This is a genomic window from Flavobacterium gyeonganense (genome assembly GCF_029625295.1).
GTDB lineage: Bacteria > Bacteroidota > Bacteroidia > Flavobacteriales > Flavobacteriaceae > Flavobacterium > Flavobacterium gyeonganense.
On sequence record NZ_CP121112.1, the window covers coordinates 3,533,383 to 3,556,395 of the forward strand.

General features: G+C 34.4%; 14 protein-coding genes and 1 pseudogene. 9 read left to right on the forward strand and 6 right to left on the reverse strand.

What is annotated here, in order from left to right:
• The first annotated feature begins 81 nt into the window (after positions 1 to 81).
• Positions 82 to 1,845 (forward strand): TonB-dependent receptor, encoded by a 1,764-nt coding sequence (locus P5P89_RS15270; RefSeq protein ID WP_278009112.1) that lies wholly within the window; start codon positions 82 to 84, stop codon positions 1,843 to 1,845.
• A 62-nt stretch (positions 1,846 to 1,907) separates the two neighbouring features.
• On the opposite strand, the gene P5P89_RS15275 is transcribed toward P5P89_RS15270, so the two are convergent.
• A complete protein-coding gene (locus P5P89_RS15275) occupies positions 1,908 to 2,453 on the reverse strand; it encodes a DUF2911 domain-containing protein (RefSeq protein WP_278009113.1) in 546 nt (181 codons plus the stop codon).
• 190 nt (positions 2,454 to 2,643) lie between these two features.
• Here P5P89_RS15275 and P5P89_RS15280 point away from each other — a divergent pair, with 190 nt between their 5' ends.
• From P5P89_RS15280 to secDF, 6 genes are all read left to right on the forward strand, one after another.
• Complete coding sequence (locus P5P89_RS15280; RefSeq protein ID WP_278009114.1) at positions 2,644 to 3,093, forward strand: hypothetical protein; 450 nt, start codon at positions 2,644 to 2,646, stop codon at positions 3,091 to 3,093.
• Positions 3,094 to 3,423: 330 nt separating this feature from the next.
• Positions 3,424 to 5,100 carry an asparagine synthase B gene (gene asnB / locus P5P89_RS15285; protein WP_269235158.1) on the forward strand — a complete coding sequence of 559 codons (1,677 nt, stop codon included), beginning with the start codon at positions 3,424 to 3,426 and terminating at the stop codon, positions 5,098 to 5,100.
• Between the two features lie 211 nt (positions 5,101 to 5,311).
• On the forward strand, positions 5,312 to 6,931 hold the full coding sequence (gene asnB / locus P5P89_RS15290) for an asparagine synthase B (RefSeq protein ID WP_278009115.1): 1,620 nt from the start codon (positions 5,312 to 5,314) through the stop codon (positions 6,929 to 6,931).
• 279 nt (positions 6,932 to 7,210) lie between these two features.
• Positions 7,211 to 9,151, forward strand: a complete 1,941-nt coding sequence (gyrB, locus tag P5P89_RS15295; protein ID WP_278009116.1) for a DNA topoisomerase (ATP-hydrolyzing) subunit B — start codon at positions 7,211 to 7,213, stop codon at positions 9,149 to 9,151.
• 143 nt (positions 9,152 to 9,294) lie between these two features.
• Positions 9,295 to 10,230, forward strand: a complete 936-nt coding sequence (mdh, locus tag P5P89_RS15300) for a malate dehydrogenase (RefSeq protein ID WP_223681048.1) — start codon at positions 9,295 to 9,297, stop codon at positions 10,228 to 10,230.
• Positions 10,231 to 10,457: 227 nt separating this feature from the next.
• Complete coding sequence (gene secDF, locus P5P89_RS15305; RefSeq protein WP_278009117.1) at positions 10,458 to 13,430, forward strand: protein translocase subunit SecDF; 2,973 nt, start codon at positions 10,458 to 10,460, stop codon at positions 13,428 to 13,430.
• A gap of 444 nt (positions 13,431 to 13,874) precedes the next feature.
• On the opposite strand, the gene lgt is transcribed toward secDF, so the two are convergent.
• The 5 genes and pseudogenes from lgt to P5P89_RS15330 all read right to left on the reverse strand — a co-directional run bounded on the left by lgt (position 13,875) and on the right by P5P89_RS15330 (position 18,808).
• Positions 13,875 to 14,807, reverse strand: coding sequence for a prolipoprotein diacylglyceryl transferase (gene lgt, locus P5P89_RS15310; protein WP_278009118.1), 933 nt, complete (start codon positions 14,805 to 14,807; stop codon positions 13,875 to 13,877).
• Between the two features lie 68 nt (positions 14,808 to 14,875).
• A complete protein-coding gene (gene yidD / locus P5P89_RS15315) occupies positions 14,876 to 15,115 on the reverse strand; it encodes a membrane protein insertion efficiency factor YidD (RefSeq protein ID WP_278009119.1) in 240 nt (79 codons plus the stop codon).
• A 21-nt stretch (positions 15,116 to 15,136) separates the two neighbouring features.
• A pseudogene (gene cysS, locus P5P89_RS15320) lies at positions 15,137 to 16,614 on the reverse strand (cysteine--tRNA ligase).
• A gap of 124 nt (positions 16,615 to 16,738) precedes the next feature.
• The gene (gene folE / locus P5P89_RS15325) at positions 16,739 to 17,410 is read right to left on the reverse strand and encodes a GTP cyclohydrolase I FolE (protein WP_278009120.1); all 672 of its coding nucleotides are present in this window, start codon (positions 17,408 to 17,410) and stop codon (positions 16,739 to 16,741) included.
• Positions 17,411 to 17,611: 201 nt separating this feature from the next.
• A complete protein-coding gene (locus P5P89_RS15330; RefSeq protein WP_278009121.1) occupies positions 17,612 to 18,808 on the reverse strand; it encodes a pyridoxal phosphate-dependent aminotransferase in 1,197 nt (398 codons plus the stop codon).
• Between the two features lie 122 nt (positions 18,809 to 18,930).
• On the opposite strand from P5P89_RS15330, the gene P5P89_RS15335 reads away from it, so the two are divergent.
• Complete coding sequence (locus tag P5P89_RS15335) at positions 18,931 to 20,253, forward strand: PDZ domain-containing protein (protein ID WP_278009122.1); 1,323 nt, start codon at positions 18,931 to 18,933, stop codon at positions 20,251 to 20,253.
• 109 nt (positions 20,254 to 20,362) lie between these two features.
• Positions 20,363 to 23,008: a gliding motility-associated C-terminal domain-containing protein gene (locus P5P89_RS15340; protein WP_278009123.1), complete on the forward strand. Its 2,646-nt coding sequence runs from the start codon at positions 20,363 to 20,365 to the stop codon at positions 23,006 to 23,008.
• Positions 23,009 to 23,013: the final 5 nt, after the last annotated feature.

Sequence of the window (23,013 nt, forward strand, 5' to 3'; positions counted from 1 at the left end):
TAATAGAATTGTAAAATGTAAAGAGTAAGGTGAAAAGCATTTTACATTTGACAGAATACATTTTACAAAAAAGTATAAAATATGAAAATTAATTTCCAGAATAAAACCATCATTTTGATTTTGCTGTTTGTTTTTCAGTTTTCACTTGCACAAAAGAAAAATGAAAATATTGGGACAGAAACAGTAAACGTAGTTAAACCCTATTCGCCCACGATATCAGATGCTGATAAAGTAAAAGAAACCCCATCGCTTGATGATTCGGGAAATCAGCCAAAAGAAACTATAAAATATAGTATTTTGTCAGTTCCTGTGGCTTCGACTTTTACGCCTTCAAAAGGAAAAGCTGCCAATGTAGAAAAATCAAAACAGGAACGTTTGTTTAACAATTATGCGACTGTGGGTGTTGGAAATTACAGCTCACTTAATGCTGAATTGTTTTTGAATCAGGATTTAGGAAATAATGATTTTGTATCAGGGATGCTTCGCCACCATTCATCACAAGGCGGAATTAAAGATGTGCTTCTGAATGATGAATTTTATGATACAGCATTAAACGTTGGATATGGTCAATACAACAGGGATATGTCATGGAATGTGGAATTAGGATACCAAAATCAAATTTATAACTGGTACGGACTACCGAAGGATTTTGGAGCATCTTTGATTCCTCAGGATCGTCTTGATTTAATAGATGAAATTAATCCTGGACATACTTACAACACCATTACATTAGGTGGGAATTTTGAATTCAATGAAAGTGTTTTTAGCAAAGTGGCAGCAAAATTCACACACTTTTCGGATAATTTTTCTTCTTCAGAAAATCGTTTTTATCTCAAACCGACTTTTAAAGTTGATATAATGGATCATTCAATTAATACGAATGTGATTATTGACCACGTGAGCGGAAGTTTTGAGAATAATTATTTTAAAACAAATACAGATCCTATAAAATATAGTCTGACCAATTTCGGGATTGAGCCAAGTTTTGTAGTAAATGAAAATGACTGGACTTTAGAATTAGGTGCCGGATTATACTATGCACTGGATTCTGAAAATAGCGGAAATAAGTTTTATATCTACCCAAAAATAAATGCTTCATATAAATTAGTTGGAGATTTAATGATCTTTTACACAGGAGTAAATGGAACCTTAACTCAGAATTCATATGCTGATTTTGTAAATGAAAATCCGTTTTTATCGCCAACATTAAACATGAGGCCATCAAGCACTCAATACAATGTTTTTGCTGGTTTGAAAGGGAAATTGGCTAACAATGTCAACTATAATCTGACAGGTTCTTACCTGAATGAAAAAAACAAAGCTTTATTTAAAAGCAATGATTACACAGAAGATTTTTCAAACGAGAATTATGCATACGGAAATTCTTTTGGAGTAGTTTATGAAGACATCAGAACATTTCGTTTCTATGCAGAATTAAAAGCTGATTTATCTGAAAACGTTACTTTTGGAATTAACGGTACATTTAATAGTTATAAAACGGATCAGCCTGTAGAAGCATGGAACCTGCCAACAATTAGATTAGGCTCCAATCTTGACGTAAATATAACAAAACAATGGTATGCGGGCTTGAACGTTTTTTATGTAGGAGAGCGTAAGGATATGCAAACAAGGCAAACTGATTTTGCTGTTCCAATTCCGGGAGTTCCGGTCACTTTAAAAAGTTATTTTGACGCCAATGCACATTTAGGATACAAATTCAGCGAACGTCTGACTTTCTTCTTAAAGCTGAATAACATCGGAAATCAGGCTTATCAAAAATGGCTAAATTATCCTGTTCAGGGATTCCAGGTTTTAGGTGGAGCGAACTACAAATTTGATTTCTAATCAAAAAAATAATATAAAAAAAGCTTCCAATCCGGAAGCTTTTTTTTGGAATTCAATTTTTTTTATTCGGTAAAAGGAACAGCAACTCTTAATTTGTCCCAGCCTAAGTTTAAAATAACTCCTTTATCTCCTTTCGTGAAAACCATTGAGAAAGCTTCTAAAGAATCTGCAGCTTGTGTTACAGGAACTTTTAATCTGGCTACATCGTTTGCTTCTTTATAAGAATAAGATCCCCAAACATTTAAATCTTTACTGATGATAATAGTGATATTGTCTTTTTCAGGAAGGGTAAATAAAGTATAACTACCTGCTTTTATCTTTTTATCTCCTAATTTCATGTCCTTGTAGAAAGTGATTTCTGGTGCCTCATTTGCTCCAGTTCTCCATACTTTTCCTTCAGGAACAAGTTCGCTTAATGCACGCCCTTTTAGTTGTGGTCTGCTGTAAGTAATTTTTACAATTTTTGCAGCTTCTTTATAATCGTTAGGATAAGCTGCTGCATCCATTGGACTTTTGTCTAAGTCAGGAAATTTTTGAGCATTGGCATTTAAAGATAAAAGCATTGTAAATGCAATTGCAATTGTGGTAATAATTGTAGATCTTTTCATAATGATAGTTAAAATTAATGAGTGCTAAAATTAGAGATTGTTTGTCAAAAAATAAAAAACATCGTGTTAATTTTTTATAGTGAAGAAAATCGGCTTAAATTGCTGTGTAATAAATAAAATTAGGATTCTTTCAGATCTGTAAACTAAAACCTTTGCATCTTTGTAACTTAAAACCTCAGTATCTTTAAAAATGACTTTCAAACAAAAAATACATTCTCATTATATGCAAATGGTCCAGGACCGAATCGATGTTTTCAGGGATATGATTTCAAATCTGACCGAAGACTCTAAAAACGATGCAAAAGGTTCGGCTGGCGACAAACATGAAACAGCTTTGTCCATGATGCATATCGAGCAGGAAAAGCTGACCAATAAACTTAAAGAAGCAATTGCTCAAAAAGCAGTTTTAGATAAAATTGACGCCTCAAAAACAACAAAAAATATTATTTCCGGCAGTCTGGTGAAAGCAAACGGTATCTATTTGTATGTAAGTGTAGCGTTACCTAAAATTGCAATTGAGGGAATAAATGTTATTGCGCTTTCACCGCAATCGCCTTTGGGAAATCATTTGATGGGAAATAAAGTTGGGTTTGAGTTTGAGATTAATAAGACTCATTATACGATTGAGAGTGTAGAGTAGAGAGATTCTGCTCAATCAGTCATTCCGAGGCACGAGGACACGAGCGTTAGCGAACTGGCGAAGCAATCTTAGCAAGTAATTCGATAAAGATTGGCATAAAATTTAAAGTTAATTGTTGAGAAATAGATACTTTTTAAACCGGTTTTGTCCTCAAGATTAAAATTTTCAAGCTTAAGCCTTTTTTTTATATTAAAATTTTACATTTAATATGTAAATTGATTATTTTGGTTGATATTTGTAATTGATATTGTTATTTGTGTTTTTCAATTGTAACTAATACTTCATCTTTGCCCTGTCAAAATAAAATTAAAAAGAAAAAAATATAAAATTATGTGTGGAATTGTATGTGCCTTTGACTTAAAGCAAAAAGCCGAAACCTTAAGACCTCAAGTATTAGAAATGTCTAAAATCATTCGTCACCGCGGACCGGACTGGAGCGGAATTTACAGTAATGATAAAGCAATTCTTTCTCATGAGCGTTTGGCAATTGTAGATCCGGCTTCTGGAAAACAACCATTGTTTACAGAAGACAAAAAACTGGTTTTAGCTGCAAATGGTGAAATATACAACCACAGAGAGCTTCGTAAACAATTTGCAGGAAAATATAACTTTCAGACTGAAAGTGACTGCGAAGTTATATTAGCTCTTTATAAAGAAAAAGGACCTCATTTTGTTGATGAAATGAACGGAATCTTCGGATTTGCAATTTATGATGTTGATAAAGATGAGTATTTCATCGCTCGTGATCACATGGGAATTATTCCATTGTACATTGGTTGGGATCAAAACGGTACTTTCTACGTTGCTTCAGAATTGAAAGCTTTAGAAGGATATTGTACAAAAATCGAGTTATTCCCTCCGGGACATTATATGACTAGTAAAGACGGTGAATTTGTACAATGGTACAAAAGAGACTGGACAGAATATGATGCTGTAAAAGATAACGAAACAAGCATTCCTGCAATTAAGGAAGCTTTGGAAGCGGCTGTACACAGACAATTAATGAGTGATGTTCCTTACGGGGTTTTGCTTTCAGGAGGTTTAGATTCTTCTATTACTTCGGCTGTAGCTAAAAAATTCGCTCAAAAACGTATTGAATCAGATGATACTACAGATGCCTGGTACCCACAATTGCACTCTTTCTCAGTTGGTCTGGAGGGCTCTCCTGATTTAGCAGCAGCAAGAAAAGTAGCGGATCATATTGGAACCATTCACCACGAAATCAAATTTACAATTCAGGAAGGTCTAGATGCTGTTCGTGATGTAATTTACAACCTTGAGACTTATGATGTAACTACAGTAAGAGCTTCAACTCCAATGTGGCTAATGGCAAGAGTTATTAAATCTATGGGAATCAAAATGGTGCTGTCCGGTGAAGGAGCAGATGAATTGTTTGGAGGATATTTGTATTTCCACAAAGCACCAAACGCAAGAGAATTTCACGAAGAAAACGTTCGTAAATTAGGAAAACTTCATATGTACGATTGTTTGCGTGCTAACAAAAGTTTAGCAGCCTGGGGAATTGAAGGTCGTGTACCGTTTTTAGATAAAGAATTTATGGATGTTGCAATGCGCATCAATCCACAGGATAAAATGATTAACAAAGAACATCCGATGGAAAAATGGGTTGTTCGTAAAGCTTTTGAAGACATGCTCCCTGAAAGTGTAGCATGGAGGCAAAAAGAGCAATTTTCTGATGGAGTAGGATACAGCTGGATTGATACTTTGAAAGAAGTGGTAGCGAGAGAAGTTTCTGATGAGCAATTAGCAAACGCGAGATTCAAATTCCCGTTACAAACTCCAACTTCAAAAGAAGAGTATTACTATCGTTCTATTTTTACAGAACACTTTCCAAGTGACGCAGCAGCATTATGTGTGCCTCAGGAAGCAAGTGTGGCTTGTAGTACAAAAATTGCTTTGGAGTGGGATGAGGCTTTCAAAAACATGAATGACCCATCAGGTAGAGCGGTTGCGAGTGTACACGATGATGCTTATCAAAAATCATAATAAAGTTTAATTTTAGAACTTATATTACAGAAAACGTTCTCTTTGAGGACGTTTTTCTTGGTTTATAAAACTTGTTCAAAACGTTTTTTGCGAGTTTAATTATTTGCAGGTTAAATGTTTATTTGATTTTTTTATATTTGGCTTTCGCCTAAAGAAGAAATATGGTGTAAATAAAAAGACAGTAAAAAAAATATAATAAAAACAGAATAGTATGTGTGGAATATTAGCCGTTATCGGTAAAGGAAAAGACCCGCAGCTCGTAAAAGAACTTTCGAAAAGAATGTCGCATCGAGGGGTTGATGAAAGTGATTTGCATATTATGGATAATGGAAGCATTTTAGCAAGTGAATGCTTGTCGATTATTGATTTAGATTCAGGTAGACAGCCAATTCAGGGTTCTAAAAATGCGTGGATGGTTCATAATGGAGAAATTTATAACCATCAGGAATTAAGGGAAGGGATTTTAAAGCACCACACATTCAGGACAAAATCAGATTCTGAAGTAATAGTACATTTATATGAAGAATTTGGTTATGATTTCTGTAATTTACTTGACGGCGATTTTGCTTTTGTAGTCATTAATGGTGATGATTATATTGCAGGAAGAGATCCAATTGGTGTCAAGCCGTTGTATTATGGATTAGATGAAAGAGGAAGGATTTATTTTTCTTCAGAAATGAAATCCATTGCAGATCAGTGCAAGTCATTTTCGACATTTCCTCCGGGTCATTATTACACGGCTAAAACAGGGTTTGTTAAATATTATGAACCAGAATATGAGGAATACGAAAATGCAAATCAGACACTTGATTTAAATTTGATCAGAGAGTCTTTAATTGAGGCAACACGTAAACGTTTAATGAGTGATGTGCCAATTGGAGTATTGCTTTCAGGAGGTTTGGATTCATCATTAACATCTGCAATTGCGTCCCGATTATTAGCAGGAAGTAATGAAAAACTGCATTCTTTTTCTATTGGATTAGATGCAGATTCTCCTGATAATATTGCGGCGAGAAAAGCGGCAGAATTTTTAGGAACACAACACCATGAAATTCATTTTACTATTGAAGAGGGAGTTGAAATTCTGGACAAATTGATTTATCACATCGAAACATATGATATTATTTCAGTCCGTTCAGGTGTGCCTATGTATCTGCTGGCAAAAGCGATAAAGGAAAAAGGAATTAAAGTGATACTTTCGGGAGAAGGAGCTGACGAGGTTTTTGGAGGACATTTGTATTTTAGAAATGCACCGTCTTCAGAAGAATTTCAAAAAGAAACAATTGAAAGGGTTCAAAAGCTGTTTACGGCTGATATATTACGTGCTGATAAATCGACAATGGCGCATAGTTTAGAGCTCAGAGTGCCATTTTTGGATAAAGATTTCCTGGATATAGCAATCCGAATTAAAACGGAAGAAAAACAGCCAAAAACATACGAAGCTGTTGAAAAATATATTTTAAGAAAAGCATTTGACACACCTGAGGATCCCTATTTGCCATCAGAAATTTTATGGAGACAAAAAGAACAGTTTTCAGATGGTGTTGGGTATAACTGGGTAGATCAGTTAATTGAATATTGTAGTTCTCAGGTTTCAGATGAACAATTAGCTGGCGCGGGGGGTGAATTTCCATATAATTCACCAACAACAAAAGAGGCATATTTGTACAGATCCATTTTTCATAAACATTACCCGCAAGTCAGTGCGGCACAAACCGTAAGGAAGTGGATACCAAAATGGCAGGATAATCTTGACCCAAGCGGAAGAGCGAATTCAGCACACTTAAATGCAGATACTGAAATTGCAAAACAAGGTGTGACTGTTGATTAATAATTAATTTTTGATTCCAGATTAAATTTGGAAGTAATAATTCGAAAAAACCGAAATGACGTTTATGTTATTTCGGTTTTTTTATGTTATTCCTATTTTAGGAATTTCGAATTTATGAAGTTTGGAATTTTAGGAGGTCTTTTGGAATTTATTTTCTGTAATTTTTAATAATTCTGTTAATAACTTAGGCGCTTTAAATAGTATTTTAAGAGGTATATAAATTGCGTTTTCATATATTTGCGTGTTAAGACAATAATTACATTTTTTAGAATAAATTATATGAGCGAAGAAATCAAGAAGAACAATTATTCAGCAGATAGTATTCAGGCATTAGAAGGAATGGAGCACGTAAGAATGCGTCCATCGATGTATATTGGCGATGTAGGTGTTCGAGGGCTGCATCATTTGGTTTATGAAGTTGTGGATAACTCTATTGATGAGGCAATGGGAGGACATTGTGATACAATTGGAGTTTCAATAAACGAAGATGGTTCGGTGACAGTTGAAGATAATGGTCGTGGTATTCCGGTTGATTTACATAAAAAAGAAGGAGTTTCTGCACTTGAGGTGGTGATGACTAAAATTGGTGCAGGGGGTAAATTTGATAAAGATTCATATAAAGTTTCCGGAGGGCTTCACGGTGTTGGGGTTTCTGTTGTAAATGCGCTTTCTGTTCACATGAAATCTACTGTTTTCAGAGAAGGAAAAATCTACGAGCAGGAATACGAAAGGGGGAAATCATTATATCCTGTAAAGCAAATCGGGGAAACAGATAAAAGAGGTACGCGTCAGACTTTTTACCCTGACAATACTATTTTTACTCAAACAACTGAATTTTCTTACGATACTTTGTCTGCCCGTATGCGTGAGCTTTCTTTTTTGAATAAAGGAATCACAATTACTTTTACAGACAAAAGAGAAGTTGACGAAAAAGGCGAATTTAAAAGCGAAGTTTTTCATTCTACAGAAGGACTTAAAGAATATATCCGCTATTTAGACGGTAATCGCGAGCCAATTATTTCTCATGTAATCAGCATGGATCACGATAAAGGTGAGATTCCGGTTGAGGTAGCGTTGATTTACAATACAAGTTATACAGAGAATATTTTCTCTTATGTAAACAATATCAATACACATGAAGGTGGTACGCATTTACAAGGTTTTAGAAGTGGTTTGACAAGAACACTTAAAAAATACGCAGATTCATCCGGAATGCTGGATAAATTGAAATTCGAAATTGCTGGAGATGATTTCCGTGAAGGTTTAACAGCTATTATTTCGGTAAAAGTTGCAGAACCTCAATTCGAAGGACAGACAAAAACTAAACTTGGAAACAGAGAAGTAGTTTCTCCGGTTTCCCAGGCTGTTGGAGAAATGCTTGAGAATTATCTTGAAGAAAATCCAAATGATGCAAGAGTAATTATCCAGAAAGTAATTTTAGCTGCCCAGGCACGTCATGCTGCGAAAAAAGCACGTGAAATGGTTCAGCGTAAAACCGTAATGGGCGGTGGAGGATTGCCAGGAAAACTTTCAGATTGCTCTGAACAGGATCCGGCAAGATGTGAGGTTTATCTTGTCGAGGGAGACTCGGCAGGCGGAACTGCAAAACAAGGTCGTGACCGTAATTTTCAGGCCATTTTGCCATTACGAGGTAAGATTCTGAATGTTGAAAAAGCAATGCATCATAAAGTGTTTGAAAACGAAGAGATTCGTAATATTTTTACAGCACTTGGTGTTACTGTTGGGACAGAAGAAGACAGTAAAGCATTGAATCTTTCGAAGCTACGTTATCATAAAGTAATCATCATGTGTGATGCCGATGTAGATGGTAGTCACATTTCTACCTTAATATTAACGTTCTTCTTCCGCTTCATGAAAGAATTAATTGAAGAAGGTCATGTTTACATCGCAGCTCCACCTTTATATTTAGTTAAAAAAGGAAATAAAAAAGAATACGCGTGGAATGACGTTCAGCGTGATCAGGCGAATGAAAGAATGGGAGGTAGTGCAGCTATTCAGCGTTATAAAGGTCTTGGAGAGATGAATGCAGAGCAATTGTGGGAAACTACAATGGATCCAAATTTCAGAACTTTACGTCAGGTAAATATTGATAGTCTGGCTGAAGCAGATCAGGTTTTTTCAATGTTAATGGGTGATGAAGTACCGCCTCGTAGAGAATTTATCGAGAAAAATGCCGTTTACGCAAATATTGATGCATAAAAGTTTGGTGATATGTTTTTTTTAGAATTTGTGTAGACTTTTTGTTTAAAAATGCTAAAAAAAGATAATATATACCACTTAAGTGTCTGGCAATTTTGTAAATTAAACCTTAAAATTAATTAATAACCAATAAAGTATAAAATATGAAAGTTACCATTGTAGGAGCAGGAAATGTTGGAGCCACTTGTGCGGATGTTATTTCTTATAGAGGAATAGCCAGCGAAGTAGTATTGTTGGATATTAAAGAGGGTTTTGCCGAAGGGAAAGCATTGGATATTATGCAATGTGCTACAAATACTGGTTTTAATACTCATGTTTCAGGTGTTACAAATGATTATTCCAAAACCGCAGGAAGTGATGTTGTTGTAATTACTTCAGGTATCCCAAGAAAACCCGGAATGACTCGTGAAGAGTTGATAGGTATTAATGCAGGAATTGTAAAAACGGTTGCTGAGAATGTACTGAAATATTCGCCTAATACGATTATTGTTATGGTTTCTAATCCAATGGATACGATGACTTATCTGGCGTTAAAGTCTACAGGTTTGCCAAAAAACAGAATTATAGGTATGGGAGGAGCATTAGATAGTTCCCGATTCAGAACTTATCTTTCTTTAGCTTTGGATAAACCTGCAAATGATATTTCAGCAATGGTAATTGGCGGTCATGGCGATACAACTATGATTCCGTTAACCCGTCTGGCATCTTATAACGGAATTCCGGTAACTGAATTTCTTTCAGAAGATGTGTTGCAAAAAGTAGCTGCCGATACAATGGTTGGAGGAGCGACTCTTACAGGTCTTTTGGGTACATCGGCATGGTATGCCCCGGGAGCTTCAGTTGCTTTTTTGGTAGACAGTATTTTAAATGATCAGAAAAAAATGATAGCCTGCTCTGTTTATGTAGATGGAGAATACGGGCAAAAAGATATATGTATTGGGGTACCCTGTATAATTGGTAAAAACGGGGTTGAACAAATTTTAGAAATTCATTTAAACGAAGAAGAAAAAGCTTTATTTGCTAAAAGCGCAGATGCAGTTAGGGGAATGAATGATGCACTGAAATCCATTTTAGTATAAAAAATATCGAAAAAAAAGGAAAAGGCTGCACTTTTGCAGTCTTTTTTTTGAGATTAATTAATAAATAAATTGTTTAATCTTTTCGAGAATTATATATTTGCTCGGTTTAAAAAAAATGTTGTAATTCGTGATCACGATTTTTTAGTTTTAAAAACTCATGTCAGGGCTTATTTTATGGGAATTTAAAGCAAAAACAAACAATAAAACATAATTAATTTTTAGTAATAATGCAGAATAAAGGACTTATTAAATTTTTCGCAATTCTATTTGCATTGGTAAGTATTTACCAACTTTCTTTCACTTTTGTGGCAAATAATGTCAAAGAGGAAGCTAAAGCTTTTGCAGGAGATAATCCTGATAAAGAATTAAAATATTTAGATTCTATTGGCAAAGTAAAAGTTTTTGATCTTGGTTTTACAGATTTTACTTACAATGAGGTAAAAAACAAACAGTTAAACAAAGGTCTTGACTTAGAAGGAGGAATCAACGTGATTCTTCAAATTTCTATTAAAGATGTTTTGAAAGGTTTAGCTAATAATTCTAAGAACCCTGTTTTTAACAAATCATTAGCCGATGCAAGTGCAAATTTAGAAGGAAATAAAACCTATTTAAATAAGTTTTTTGAAGCTTTTGATGCAAATTCTAAAGGAAGTGTTAAGCTGGCTTCGCCTGATATTTTTGCAAACAGAAGCTTACAGGGAGAAGGTGGTATCGATTTTCAAATGTCTGATGCACAAGCTCAAAAAGTAATTAAAAGAAAAGTTGATGAGTCTGTTGAAAGTGCTTTTAAAGTACTAAGGGAGCGTATCGATAAATTTGGTGTTACTCAGCCAAACGTTCAGAAATTAGGAGAAACAGGAAGAATTTTAGTAGAACTTCCAGGTGCTAAAGATGTTGACAGGATTAAGAAATTATTAGGAGGTAAAGCTCAATTAGAGTTTTGGGAAACTTTTAAAATTGAAGAAATTGGAAACTTCTTAGTTGCTACTAACGAGGCTTTAAAAAAGACTGAAATCAAAAAAACAGAAACTAAAGCTGTTGCAAAAGATTCATTGAATGCATTGTTAACAGACGCAAAAGATTCACTTGATACTAAAAAAGGAAACAATCCATTATTTGATAAGATGCTTGGTCAGGGTGGCGGACCTGTTTTAGGTTACTTTGCTCCAAAAGATACTGCTGTAATTAATGAGTACTTTAAAAGACCTGAAATCAGAATTTTATTAGCTGCAGACCAGCACAATGCTAAATTTGTATGGAGTAAACCAACTACTACAAAAGATGCTAAAGGAAAAGATATTGAAGCTGTAGAATTATACGCTTTAAAAGGAAACAGAGATAACGCTCCTGCGATGAGCGGAGGTGTTGTTACTGATGCAAAAGATACTTTTGACCAATTAGGAAAACCAGCTGTTTCTATGCAAATGAACAGTCAGGGAGCTAAAATTTGGGAAGAATTAACAGGAAGAGCTTTTTCTCAAAAAAGTTATATCGCTATCGTTTTGGATAATGTAGTTTATTCTGCACCAGGAGTAACAAGCGGACCAATTGCCGGAGGAAGATCTGAAATTACAGGTTCGTTTGATGTGGCGGAAACTAAAGATTTAGCAAACGTATTGAATGCAGGTAAATTACCGGCTTCTGCAGATATTATTCAGTCAACTGTTGTAGGACCATCTTTAGGTCAGGCAGCAATTGATGCGGGAACTATTTCATCTGTATTAGGATTTTTATTAGTTTGTTTATGGATGGTATTCTATTATGGTAAAGCGGGTTGGTATGCTAACCTTGCGTTATTGTTAAACTTACTTTTCCTGTTCGGAATTATGGCAAGTTTTGGTTTTGTATTAACATTACCGGGTATTGCAGGTATTGTATTGACATTGGGTACTGCTGTAGATGCTAATATTATCATATTTGAAAGAGCAAAAGAGGAATTGCGTGAAGGAAAGTCATTGTCTGAAGCAGTTACAGCTTCTTACGGATGGCACGGTGCGATGCGTTCTATCATTGATGCAAACGTCACTCACGTATTAACCGGAGCAATTTTGTTTATCTTTGGAACAGGACCAATTAAAGGTTTCGCGTTAACATTATTGATTGGTATTGTAACTTCATTGTTTACATCTATTTTTATTGCAAGAATCTTCATTGATAGAAATATTGCCGGGAAAGGAGATTTAACTTTCTCTACAAACATTACTAAGAATTGGTTTACGAATTTCCACTATGATTTTATTAAAGTGAAGAAATTCACATATATCTTCTCTTCTATTGTAACAGTAGTAAGTTTGGTCTCTATATTTTTCGTTAACGGATTAGATGAAGGTGTTGATTTTGTTGGAGGTAGAACTTTTCAGGTTAAATTTGAAAAACCAGTTGATGCAACTGTAATTTCAGATGAATTATCTGCTGCTTTTGGAACTCCGGTTGAAGCTAAAATTTTAGGTGATGATGATCAGTTAAAAATCACTACGAAATACAAAATCAAAGAAGATGGAGTGGCTGTTGATGAAGAAGTGAATCAAAAATTATACAACGCTTTAGCGAAATATTTCCCTAATGTATCGTATGAAAAATTCACAAACACTTATGATGGTAAAAAAATAGGAGTTTTACAGGCTTCTAAAGTAGGGGCTTCAATCTCAGAAGATATAAAAACAAATTCCTACTGGGCGGTTCTTGGGGCAATGGCAGTTATTTTCTTATACTTAATGGTTTCTTTCCGTAAATGGCAGTATTCATTAGGTGCGATTGCAGCAGTTGCACACGACGTAATCTTTGTATTAGGAATTTATTCTTTATGTTATAAATTCATGCCTTTTCACATGGAAATGGATCAGCACTTTATCGCTGCGATTCTAACTGTAATTGGCTATTCTATGAACGATACCGTAATTGTATTCGACAGGGTTAGAGAGTTTATTATCGGAAACCGTAAAGGAAGTTTCGAAGATATCGTAAACGCTTCTATTAATACTACATTGTCAAGAACATTGAATACTTCATTAATGATGATCATTGTATTATTAACCATGTTCATCTTTGGTGGTGAGTCAATCAGAGGATTTATATTTGCCATGTTAATTGGTATTATTGTAGGTACTTATTCGTCATTGTTTATCGCTACACCTGTATTGGTTGATACGATTTCTTCTGATGAGAAACATACAATTGAAGACAAGCATAATAAGGCGTAATTAAAATTTAAGCTTTGTATATTTTGCATAATTTAAAGATCCGGTGGAAAGCCGGATCTTTTTTTTGTTTTATAATGATTGGATGACATTATTATATTAGTTTTACTTTGTTTGAAATAAACTTAGTTCAATATTCAGGCGAAGTGACGTTGGCTTGTTCAGTCTGAAGTCTCGTAATTTGCCTGATTGACCACTTTGTTGTCTTTTATGGAAATAAAATGTCATATCATAGCCCCTGATGGCAGCGGTATCCTTTTTACTACTGGCTGCCAGTAATGAAAAGATGTAGCGCACAACAGGGACAACGTTTTTTATGTAAATTAATGTTTCTGCTTCTAAACCATGTTAATAATAAAAATTGAAGTGTTGGTTTTGTGGTATAAAAAAATACCCAATATCAATATATTTGTATTGGGTATTTTATATTTTTTGATTGGTTTCTTTTTAAGAAGCTGCTAAAGGATTTCTTTGTGCTCTGATGATAAAGAACAGGCCGATTATGATAAAAGGGATGCTTAACCATTGCCCGGTTGAGAAATAGCCTAATGCGCTTTCAAAACCTCCCTGGCTTTCTTTTACAAATTCGACTATAAATCTTACTACAAATAAAAGAACCAAAAATAAGCCAAATAAATACCCTGATTTAAGTCTTGCATTTGTTTTCCAGTATAAGAAGTATAAAATTGCGAATACAAAAATATAGCAGAACGCTTCATATAATTGTGTTGGGTGTTTTGCAGGAACCTGAGCTAATAAATTTGCAAATTTTGGATCAGTTGCAATTGCGGTGTAAGCATCTGCAGGATTTGCAATTTGAGTAGCATTAACAGCCTCGTTCTTGCTAAACTGATCGTGTAAAAAGCGAATTCCAAATGTAGAAGTAGTTTCGTTTCCTATAATCTCAGAATTCATGAAATTTCCGATACGTACAAAAATAGCACCGCTTGCGACCGGAATGACTACTCGGTCTAAAATCCACAATAACGGACGTTTTAGAATCATTTTACTGTAGTAATACATTGCAATTATAATTGCAATGGCAGCACCATGACTTGCTAGTCCCTGGAATCCGGTAAATTGAAATTCCGGTTCAAGTTTAAATGGTAAAAAGATCTCCAGTAAATGATTTCTAAAATATTCCCAGTCATAAAATAAAACATGTCCCAAACGCGCCCCAATTAAAGTTGCAAGAACTGTCCATACAAATAAAGAATCTAGTTTGTCAATTGATTCATTTTCTCGTTCAAACATTTTTTTCATCAGGAACCATCCTAATCCAAAAGCGATAACGAACATTAAGCTGTAATAGCGAATCATAAAAAATCCTAAATCGATTCCTTCTGAAGGATTCCAAACGATGTTTAAAGGGTGTGTCATGTAATATTATGTTTTTTTGAATAGTTGTAAAAATAAATATTTAAAACAGAGTTAGTCATTAATAAAAGTTAATGTTTATGCGAACATTTTTTTTCAGGAACCGGATCATAGCCAGTTCTTCCCCAGGGATGACAGCTCAAAATACGTTTGATTCCCAGATAACCTCCATAAAACAATCCATGCTTTTGCAGGGCTTCAATCATATAGCCTGAACACGTAGGTTCGAATCGGCATGAAGCCGGTGTAAATGGCGAAATGGCATTTTGATAAAATCGTACTAATAAAACAAATGGAGTGATGGCTTTCATGATTTATTAGAAATAACTTATTTATATCGAAAAGGTGGTGCCTTCTTTTCCGTCCTTTAACTGAATGCCTAAAGCGATTAACTCATCCCTGATTTGGTCAGAAAGAGCAAAATTTTTATCAGCTCTGGCCTGATTCCTCATTCCGATCAGCATGTTTACTACACCTTCTAATTTATCGTTATTGCTGTCAGCAGCCTTCTCGTCGCTTAAACCTAAAACATCAAATACGAAAGCATTAATTACTGTTGAAAATGATTTTAAATCTTCTGTAGAAATAGTCTCTTTTCCTTCTTTCAGTAAATTGATATAACGAACACCTTCAAACAATTGGGCAATTAAAATTGGCGTATTAAAATCGTCATTCATGGCATCGTAGCACAATTGTTTCCATGCTCCAAAATTAATAGAACTAGAATTTCCTGCAGAAATAGTTGGCAAAGCATCTAATGCTTCCATTAACCTTTTATATCCTTTTTCTGCAGCAGTTATAGCATCATCAGAAAAATCTAAAATGCTTCTATAATGTGCCTGCAACATGAAAAAACGTGTTACAGAAGCAGAAAATGCCTTGCTTAAAACGGTATTATCGCCACTCAAAATCTCGCCTGGTAAAATATTATTGCCAGTTGACTTTGCCATTTTCTTGCCGTTTAAAGTCAGCATATTGGCATGCATCCAGTAATTAACCGGAGATTGACCAGTGCAGGCTTCGTTTTGAGCAATTTCGCATTCGTGGTGTGGGAATTTTAAATCCATTCCGCCTCCATGAATGTCAAAATGATTTCCTAAGTATTTTGTACTCATTGCAGTACATTCAAGGTGCCAGCCGGGGAACCCATCGCTCCATGGAGAAGGCCATCTCATGATGTGTTCCGGTTCTGCTTTTTTCCAAAGCGCGAAATCCTGTGGATTTTTTTGTCTGACTGGCCATCTAAATCACGGGTATTGGCAAGCATATCTTCTATGTTTCTGCCACTTAAAATCCCGTAATTGTTAGCTTCATTATATTTTACAACATCAAAATAAACCGATCCGTTGGCTTCATAACCAATTCCGGTATCAATTATTTTTTTGATGATTTCGATTTGCTCTATAATATGTCCAGTTGCAGTAGGTTCAATACTTGGCGGTAAAAAATTGAAGGCTTTCAGAATATCATGAAAATCGACAGTATAACGCTGAACAACCTCCATAGGCTCTAATTGCTCTAAGCGTGCTTTTTTTGCAATTTTATCTTCTCCTTCATCAACATCATCTACAATATGACCTACATCAGTGATATTACGCACATAACGGACTTTGTAGCCCAGATGTAAAAAATACCTGAAAATCACATCAAAAGACATAAAAGTTCTCACATTTCCTAAGTGTACATTGCTGTAAACCGTAGGTCCGCAAACATACATTCCAACGTTTCCTTCATGTATAGGTTTGAAACTTTCTTTTTCACCCGAAAGCGAGTTGTATATTTTTAAATGCTGACTAGTGTATAAAGGCATATTTTAATTTGATTTTTAGAAGCTAATCCTGTCTCCGCTATATCTTTTATCTCGTAATAAAGAGACCATAAAAGGATTTCGCTCCGCTTAGGGCTAGACAATAAATATAGAAATATAGTAATAATTAGAACTGAGTATCTAATTTAATATAATCCAAAAATTCTCTTTTAGTCTGTGGGTCTTTAAATTTTCCACCAAATTCAGACGTAACAGTACTGCTTTCGATATCTTTAATTCCTCTTGAATTAACACAAAGGTGTTTGGCATCTATAACGCAGGCAACATCTTCTGTGCCTAAAGCTTTTTGAAGTTCCTGAACAATCTGCATAGTCAAACGTTCCTGAACCTGAGGTCTTTTGGCATAATATTCTACAATACGGTTCATTTTTGATAGACCAATAACTCTTCCGCTTGAAATATAAGCTACATGAGCCCGCCCAATGATAGGTAATAAGTGGTGTTCGCAGGTAGAATAAACGGTAATGTTTTTTTCAACCAACATTTCACCATACTTATAATTATTGTCGAAAGTAGAAGCTTTTGGCTGTTTTGAAGGGTTTAGGCCACCAAAGATCTCTTTTACAAACATTTTTGCAACTCTGTTTGGAGTTCCCTTTATGCTGTCATCTGTCAAATCCATTCCAAGAGTTTGCAGAATGTTTTCAACATCTTTTTTTATTTTTTCTATTTTTTCTTCATCGCTTAAGACAAAGGCATCTTCTCTTAAAGGGTTTTTTGCATTACTGCTGAAATGACTGTCACCTATTTCGTCTAAAAAATCTTCGTTATTTATCATTAAAAACTACTATTATAGTGGGTATATCTTTTTAAGGCGGTAAAGATAATTAATAAATAGGAAACCTTTTCAATCGTTTTTACTATTAATTACTCCTTTTTTGTATAAATATTAAATTAAAGCTCAACCTGGTTTCTTTAAAAACACAAAAGACAATAGCTTAATTAGTTATTGTCTTTCGAAGTCCTTATTTAACTCTTGTTATTTTTTGTTGTAAGCGGTAAGTGCTTCTTTTAATATATTTACAGCGGTTATCAAATCTTTTTTATTTAATACATAAGCAATTCGAACCTGATTCAAACCCATTCCGGGAGTGGAATAAAAACCTGCTGCCGGTGCTACCATTACAGTTTCTCCGTTCAAATCATAACTTTCCAGAAGCCATTGTGCAAAATCTTCAGAATTGTCTATTGGCAACTGTGCAATACAATAAAAAGCGCCTTTAGGCTTGGTTACGATTACACCTTCAATTTTGTTTAGTTCCGTAATCAAAGTATCGCGACGACTTTTATATTCTGAAATTACTTCATCAAAATAACTTTGAGGGGTGTCTATTGCAGCTTCACAAGCTATTTGTTCAATTGTTGGCGGACTCAGACGTGCCTGCGCAAATTTCATTACCGTTGCTAAGACCTGCTTGTTTTTTGTTACTAAACAACCGATTCTGGCACCACACATGCTGTAGCGTTTTGAAACAGAATCGACCATGATCACGTTTTGCTGCACATCTTCTAAATTCATTACAGAAAAATGCTCATCATCTCCATCATACAAAAATTCACGATAGACTTCATCAGCAATTAGATACAAATCATGCTTTTTTATTAAGCTTGCCAATTGTTTAATTTCGGCTTCTGTATATAAATATCCAGTCGGATTTCCGGGATTGCAAATCAGAATGGCTTTTGTTTTAGGTGTAATTAATTTTTCAACCTCATCAATACTTGGTAAGGCAAATGCAGTTTCAATTGTAGAAACAAGTGGTACTACAGTTGCACTTGTTGAGGATGCAAAGGCATGGTAATTAGCATAAAAAGGTTCCGGTATAATGATTTCATCTCCGGGATCTGTAATTGTGGCCAGTGCAAAAAGTAAAGCTTCAGAGCCACCAGTAGTTATAATGATGTCTTCTGTATTAACGTTTACATTTTGGCGCTGGTAAAATTGAGCTAATTTTTTTCTATAGCTTTCATATCCTGCAGACGGACTGTATTCTATAAGAGTCAAATCAATATTTTTTACCGCCGCGATGGCCACTTCGGGTGTCTTGATATCCGGTTGACCAATATTTAAGTGATACACTTTGTGTCCTTTTTTCTTTGCTAAATCTGCAAAAGGAGCCAGCTTGCGTATCGGAGATTCGGGCATATTTCTACCCTTGTGTGAAATTGTTGGCATGAGTATAAATTATTGAAGTGCAAATTTGCATTTTTTTTTCGGATTTAACGTAAACAATAGAGGCAGTTCTAAAAATGTAACAATAATCAGTTTTTTTAGTAATTTTATAATAAAAATTGTCAATGAAAAAATATATCTTATTGTTTTTTTTGCTTTTGACATCTTTTATATCAGATGCTCAGGATGATTTTTTAATTGAAAGGAATAAAAAGAAAGTGGTGATTCCTTTTAAACTAATTAATAATTTAGTTTTTATTCCCATTAAGGTGAATGGCATTGAATTAAACTTTTTATTAGATTCTGGGGTTGATGAAACAATTTTATTCAGCATGGAGGACAAAAAAGAGGTTAGTTTTAAAAATGTGGAGAAAATTAAACTTCGCGGATTAGGAAGTGAAGAGGAAATAGAAGGCTTAAAATCAACAAATAATATTCTGGTAACGCACGGTTTAAAATCTATTAATCATTTGGTTTATATTATTTTAGATCAGGGCTTCAATCTGTCTTCACATGTTGGAATTCCGGTTAACGGAATAATAGGATACAAATTTTTTAAAAATAATGTAGTAGAAATTAATTATCAAAAGAAAAAAATTTTTGTACATCAGAATAATGAGAATGTTAGAAATAACTTTGATAAAAACTTTAAAACAATACCTATTACTATTGAAAGGTCTAAACCTTATGTTATAGCTTCGGCGATGGTTGCAGATAAAAATATTCCCGCAAAATTGCTTATAGATATTGGTAATAGCGATTCATTCTGGGTTTTTGAAAATGATAAAATTAAATTACCAAAAAAGAATTTTCCTGATTTTCTGGGAAAAGGCTTTAGTGGTGACATAGAAGGTCATAGAGCCAAAATTTCTAATTTTTCGCTTGCTGATTTTACATTTAAAAATCCAATTGTTTCTTTTCCTGATTCAAGCTCTATAAAAAATGTAAAATTGGTTGCCAATAGAATTGGTTCAGTTGGTGGAGAAGTTTTAAAAAGATTTACTATTGTTTTGGATTATGCTGATAAAAAAATGTATCTGAAAAAAAACAATAAATTTAACGAACCTTTCAGTTACAACAAAAGTGGAATCACAGTTCAGCATAATGGTTTGCAATGGGTGCAGGAAACCGTACATTTAGAGACAGTACGAGTAGGTAACGCAACAGATGAAAATTTTAACGATAAAAACAATAATGATTTCAGGTATAAATTTCAATTAAAACCAATTTTTGAAATTGTTAATGTACGTAAAAAATCAGCAGCAGAAAAAAGTGGAATCCAAAAAGGAGATGTTATCATTAGTATTAATAATACTAAGCCTTATAAATATACATTGCAACAAATTAATAACCTTTTGAAATCAGAAGAAGATATCTGGATTAATTTAGAAGTTGAGCGTAACAGTGTATTGCTAAAATTCCGTTTTCGATTAGAAGATGAGTTGTAGTTTTTTCTTTTGTTTATGTTTGATAATGAAATTATTAGTGTTTTGTTTTGTAAGATTAAATAGTTTTGTTAAATAATTTAAGTATTTTTAACAAAAATTTAGTTACTGTATGATTAAAAAATACTTTTTATTAATAGGTTTTAACACTTATTTCCTTGTTTTTTTCTTAAATCCAACTAAAGTTTTTTCACAATGTGCGGGCGTGGATTCATCAGTTCCTTTTGAAGTTTGTGATATTCCGAATATTACCAGTCAGGCAATAGATCTTTTCCCGTTATTGGGAGTTACTGCTGTACCCGGGGGTACCTGGTCAGATGATGATAATTCGGGAGGTTTAAATGAAACTACGGGTATTTTAAATGCTCAGATAATTCCTTTCAAAGGAATATATCATTATACTTATACTGTAGCAGGCATAAATGGCTGTACAGATAATTCTGCAACTATCGAAGTTATTATTGGCGGATATGCAGGTTTTGCAGAAAAAGCTTCAGCCTGTAGTGATGATACTGCATTTAATCTTTTTCAGATATTCAATGGGGATAGTCATTTAAGCCCACAATCTGGAGGAAGTTGGTACAATGATACAAATCAGACTGCTTCCTCTAGTGTTATTAATGCAAAAACCTTCGTGCCTGGAACTTATAAATTTACATATTCTATTGCTGCTATTGGAAGCTGCCCTGCTGTCTCTTCAACAGGATTTGTAACTGTTTTCAGGTCTCCGGAACCGGGAACCCCTGCACCATTAATATTATGTGAAGACAGTGATTTTTCGGTGTATTCCAATCTTGACCTAAATGACAGGTTATCTGGACAAGACCCAGGAGGAACATGGACGGATAATAACGGTACAGGACAGATTACTTTTATAAAAGATCATAATATAAATGTTCAGCAAATATTTAATACTTATGGAATAGGGGAATATGAATTTACTTATACAGTTTTACCTACAAGTCCGGTTTGTAATAAAGAAACAGCAGTTGTAAGAATCAAAATTGAAAAGAAATACGATTTTACCGGAGCAAAATTAGAAGTGAGAAATGATATTTGCGAGTCTGAAATTCAAACCGCTACTTATACGGCAATATTGACACAGGGAATTCAGAACATCCCGAATGGGCAATTTTATGTAACCTACAATGTTTCAGGTCCGAACGGAGAAACAAAAAGAGTATTAACAACATTTAGCAATGGAGTTTTAACTTTTCCTTTAAGCAGGAATTATTTTCAACAGCCAGGTAGTTTTACAGTCAGAATTACAAAAATTGATGAGTCTAGCAGTGAAGGCGGTTGTGTAAATATCATTAATGATTTATCAGATGTTTTGCATGTTTATAAAACGCCGGTTTTAAATGGAGCTGTTTTTACACTTACTACAGCTTGTCAGAATAAAAGTTCTCAGGCATCAATTTCAAATGCTTCAGGATTAGAAGACGGAACTTACATCATTAAGTATAATGTTTCAGGATCCAATACAGCAACAGGACAAACGGCAACCATAGAGGTACTGGGAGGAAATGCAAATTTTACAATTCCGTCAAACTTAAATGCAAACAGCGGAAATTCAATTATTATAATTACAAACGTTACAAATGCGGCAACTCCTTACTGTACCAATACAGCTAACTTAATTGGGAATTTAATTATAAATAAATTGCCTGATGCATCGAATCTTAAGGTTGAAGTGTTGGATGATTGTATTAATAAACCTTTTAAGGCTTCAGTTTCCGGCTTAGGTACGCTTACCAATGTTACTATTTCATATCTTTTATCAGGCAGTAATACTGCAGCCTTACAAACTATTAGTTTAGCGGCTACAAATGGAAAAGCAGACTTTATAATCCCGGCTGTGTTATTGCCCAATACAGGACCGACTGCTATATCGATTGTCAATCTGGTAAATAATGACAATTCCTGTGATGTTAATTTGACAACAGTTTCTGATGCGTTTGTACTAAATCCTATTCCGGTAGCACCAACTGCAGCGGACCGGTCATTTTGTAAAATTGAAAGAGCTACAATTGCAAATTTAGTCCCAAATGGAAGTCAGTACAAATGGTATAATTCATCAGCTCTTACCACACCTTTGGCTAATACGTATGTTTTAAAAACAGAGGATTATTGGCTAACCGAAACTTCAGCAGCGGGGTGTACCTCACCTGCTACTATGATTAAGGTTACAGTAAGCGATTCACCAGCACCAGTTTTAGATGTTGATGGACAAAATTTTTGTGGTTTAGAAAATCCTGCTATTTTAGATTTATCTAATAACACCAATGTGGCATCAACAGTAGTCTGGTACGATGCTTTAAGTAATGGTAATTTGCTTGCTGCGTCAACGCCTCTTACAGACAATACAACTTATTATGGTTTCGATATATCAACTTCTACAAATTGTATTTCAGAAGATCATTTAGAAGTGAAGGTGTCCTTGAGTCATTGTGATGAAACCGAATATGAAACATTTTTTGTTCCGGACGGATTCTCACCAAACGGAGATAATGTAAACGATACTTTTAAAATCCTTAAAATTGATTTTTTATATCCAAATTATTCTCTCGAAATTTATAATCGGTACGGCAATGTTATGTTTAAAGGAAATAGAAACAAACCGGATTGGGATGGTAGAAATTTAGAAGGAGGAGGTTTTGGTGACGGAGTAGCGCCAAATGGGGTCTATTTTTATGTTATCCATTTTAATAAAGATAATAAACCGCCTCAGCAAGGTCGTCTTTATTTAAATAGATAATCCTT

Excerpts from the sequence above, each read along its gene's own strand:
- P5P89_RS15270 (WP_278009112.1), top strand. The coding sequence starts at position 82 with ATGAAAATTAATTTCCAGAATAAAACCATCATTTTGATTTTGCTGTTT.
- P5P89_RS15275 (WP_278009113.1), bottom strand. The coding sequence starts at position 2,453 with ATGAAAAGATCTACAATTATTACCACAATTGCAATTGCATTTACAATG.
- P5P89_RS15280 (WP_278009114.1), top strand. The coding sequence starts at position 2,644 with ATGACTTTCAAACAAAAAATACATTCTCATTATATGCAAATGGTCCAG.
- asnB (WP_269235158.1), top strand. The coding sequence starts at position 3,424 with ATGTGTGGAATTGTATGTGCCTTTGACTTAAAGCAAAAAGCCGAAACC.
- asnB (WP_278009115.1), top strand. The coding sequence starts at position 5,312 with ATGTGTGGAATATTAGCCGTTATCGGTAAAGGAAAAGACCCGCAGCTC.
- gyrB (WP_278009116.1), top strand. The coding sequence starts at position 7,211 with ATGAGCGAAGAAATCAAGAAGAACAATTATTCAGCAGATAGTATTCAG.
- mdh (WP_223681048.1), top strand. The coding sequence starts at position 9,295 with ATGAAAGTTACCATTGTAGGAGCAGGAAATGTTGGAGCCACTTGTGCG.
- secDF (WP_278009117.1), top strand. The coding sequence starts at position 10,458 with ATGCAGAATAAAGGACTTATTAAATTTTTCGCAATTCTATTTGCATTG.
- lgt (WP_278009118.1), bottom strand. The coding sequence starts at position 14,807 with ATGACACACCCTTTAAACATCGTTTGGAATCCTTCAGAAGGAATCGAT.
- yidD (WP_278009119.1), bottom strand. The coding sequence starts at position 15,115 with ATGAAAGCCATCACTCCATTTGTTTTATTAGTACGATTTTATCAAAAT.
- folE (WP_278009120.1), bottom strand. The coding sequence starts at position 17,410 with ATGATAAATAACGAAGATTTTTTAGACGAAATAGGTGACAGTCATTTC.
- P5P89_RS15330 (WP_278009121.1), bottom strand. The coding sequence starts at position 18,808 with ATGCCAACAATTTCACACAAGGGTAGAAATATGCCCGAATCTCCGATA.
- P5P89_RS15335 (WP_278009122.1), top strand. The coding sequence starts at position 18,931 with ATGAAAAAATATATCTTATTGTTTTTTTTGCTTTTGACATCTTTTATA.
- P5P89_RS15340 (WP_278009123.1), top strand. The coding sequence starts at position 20,363 with ATGATTAAAAAATACTTTTTATTAATAGGTTTTAACACTTATTTCCTT.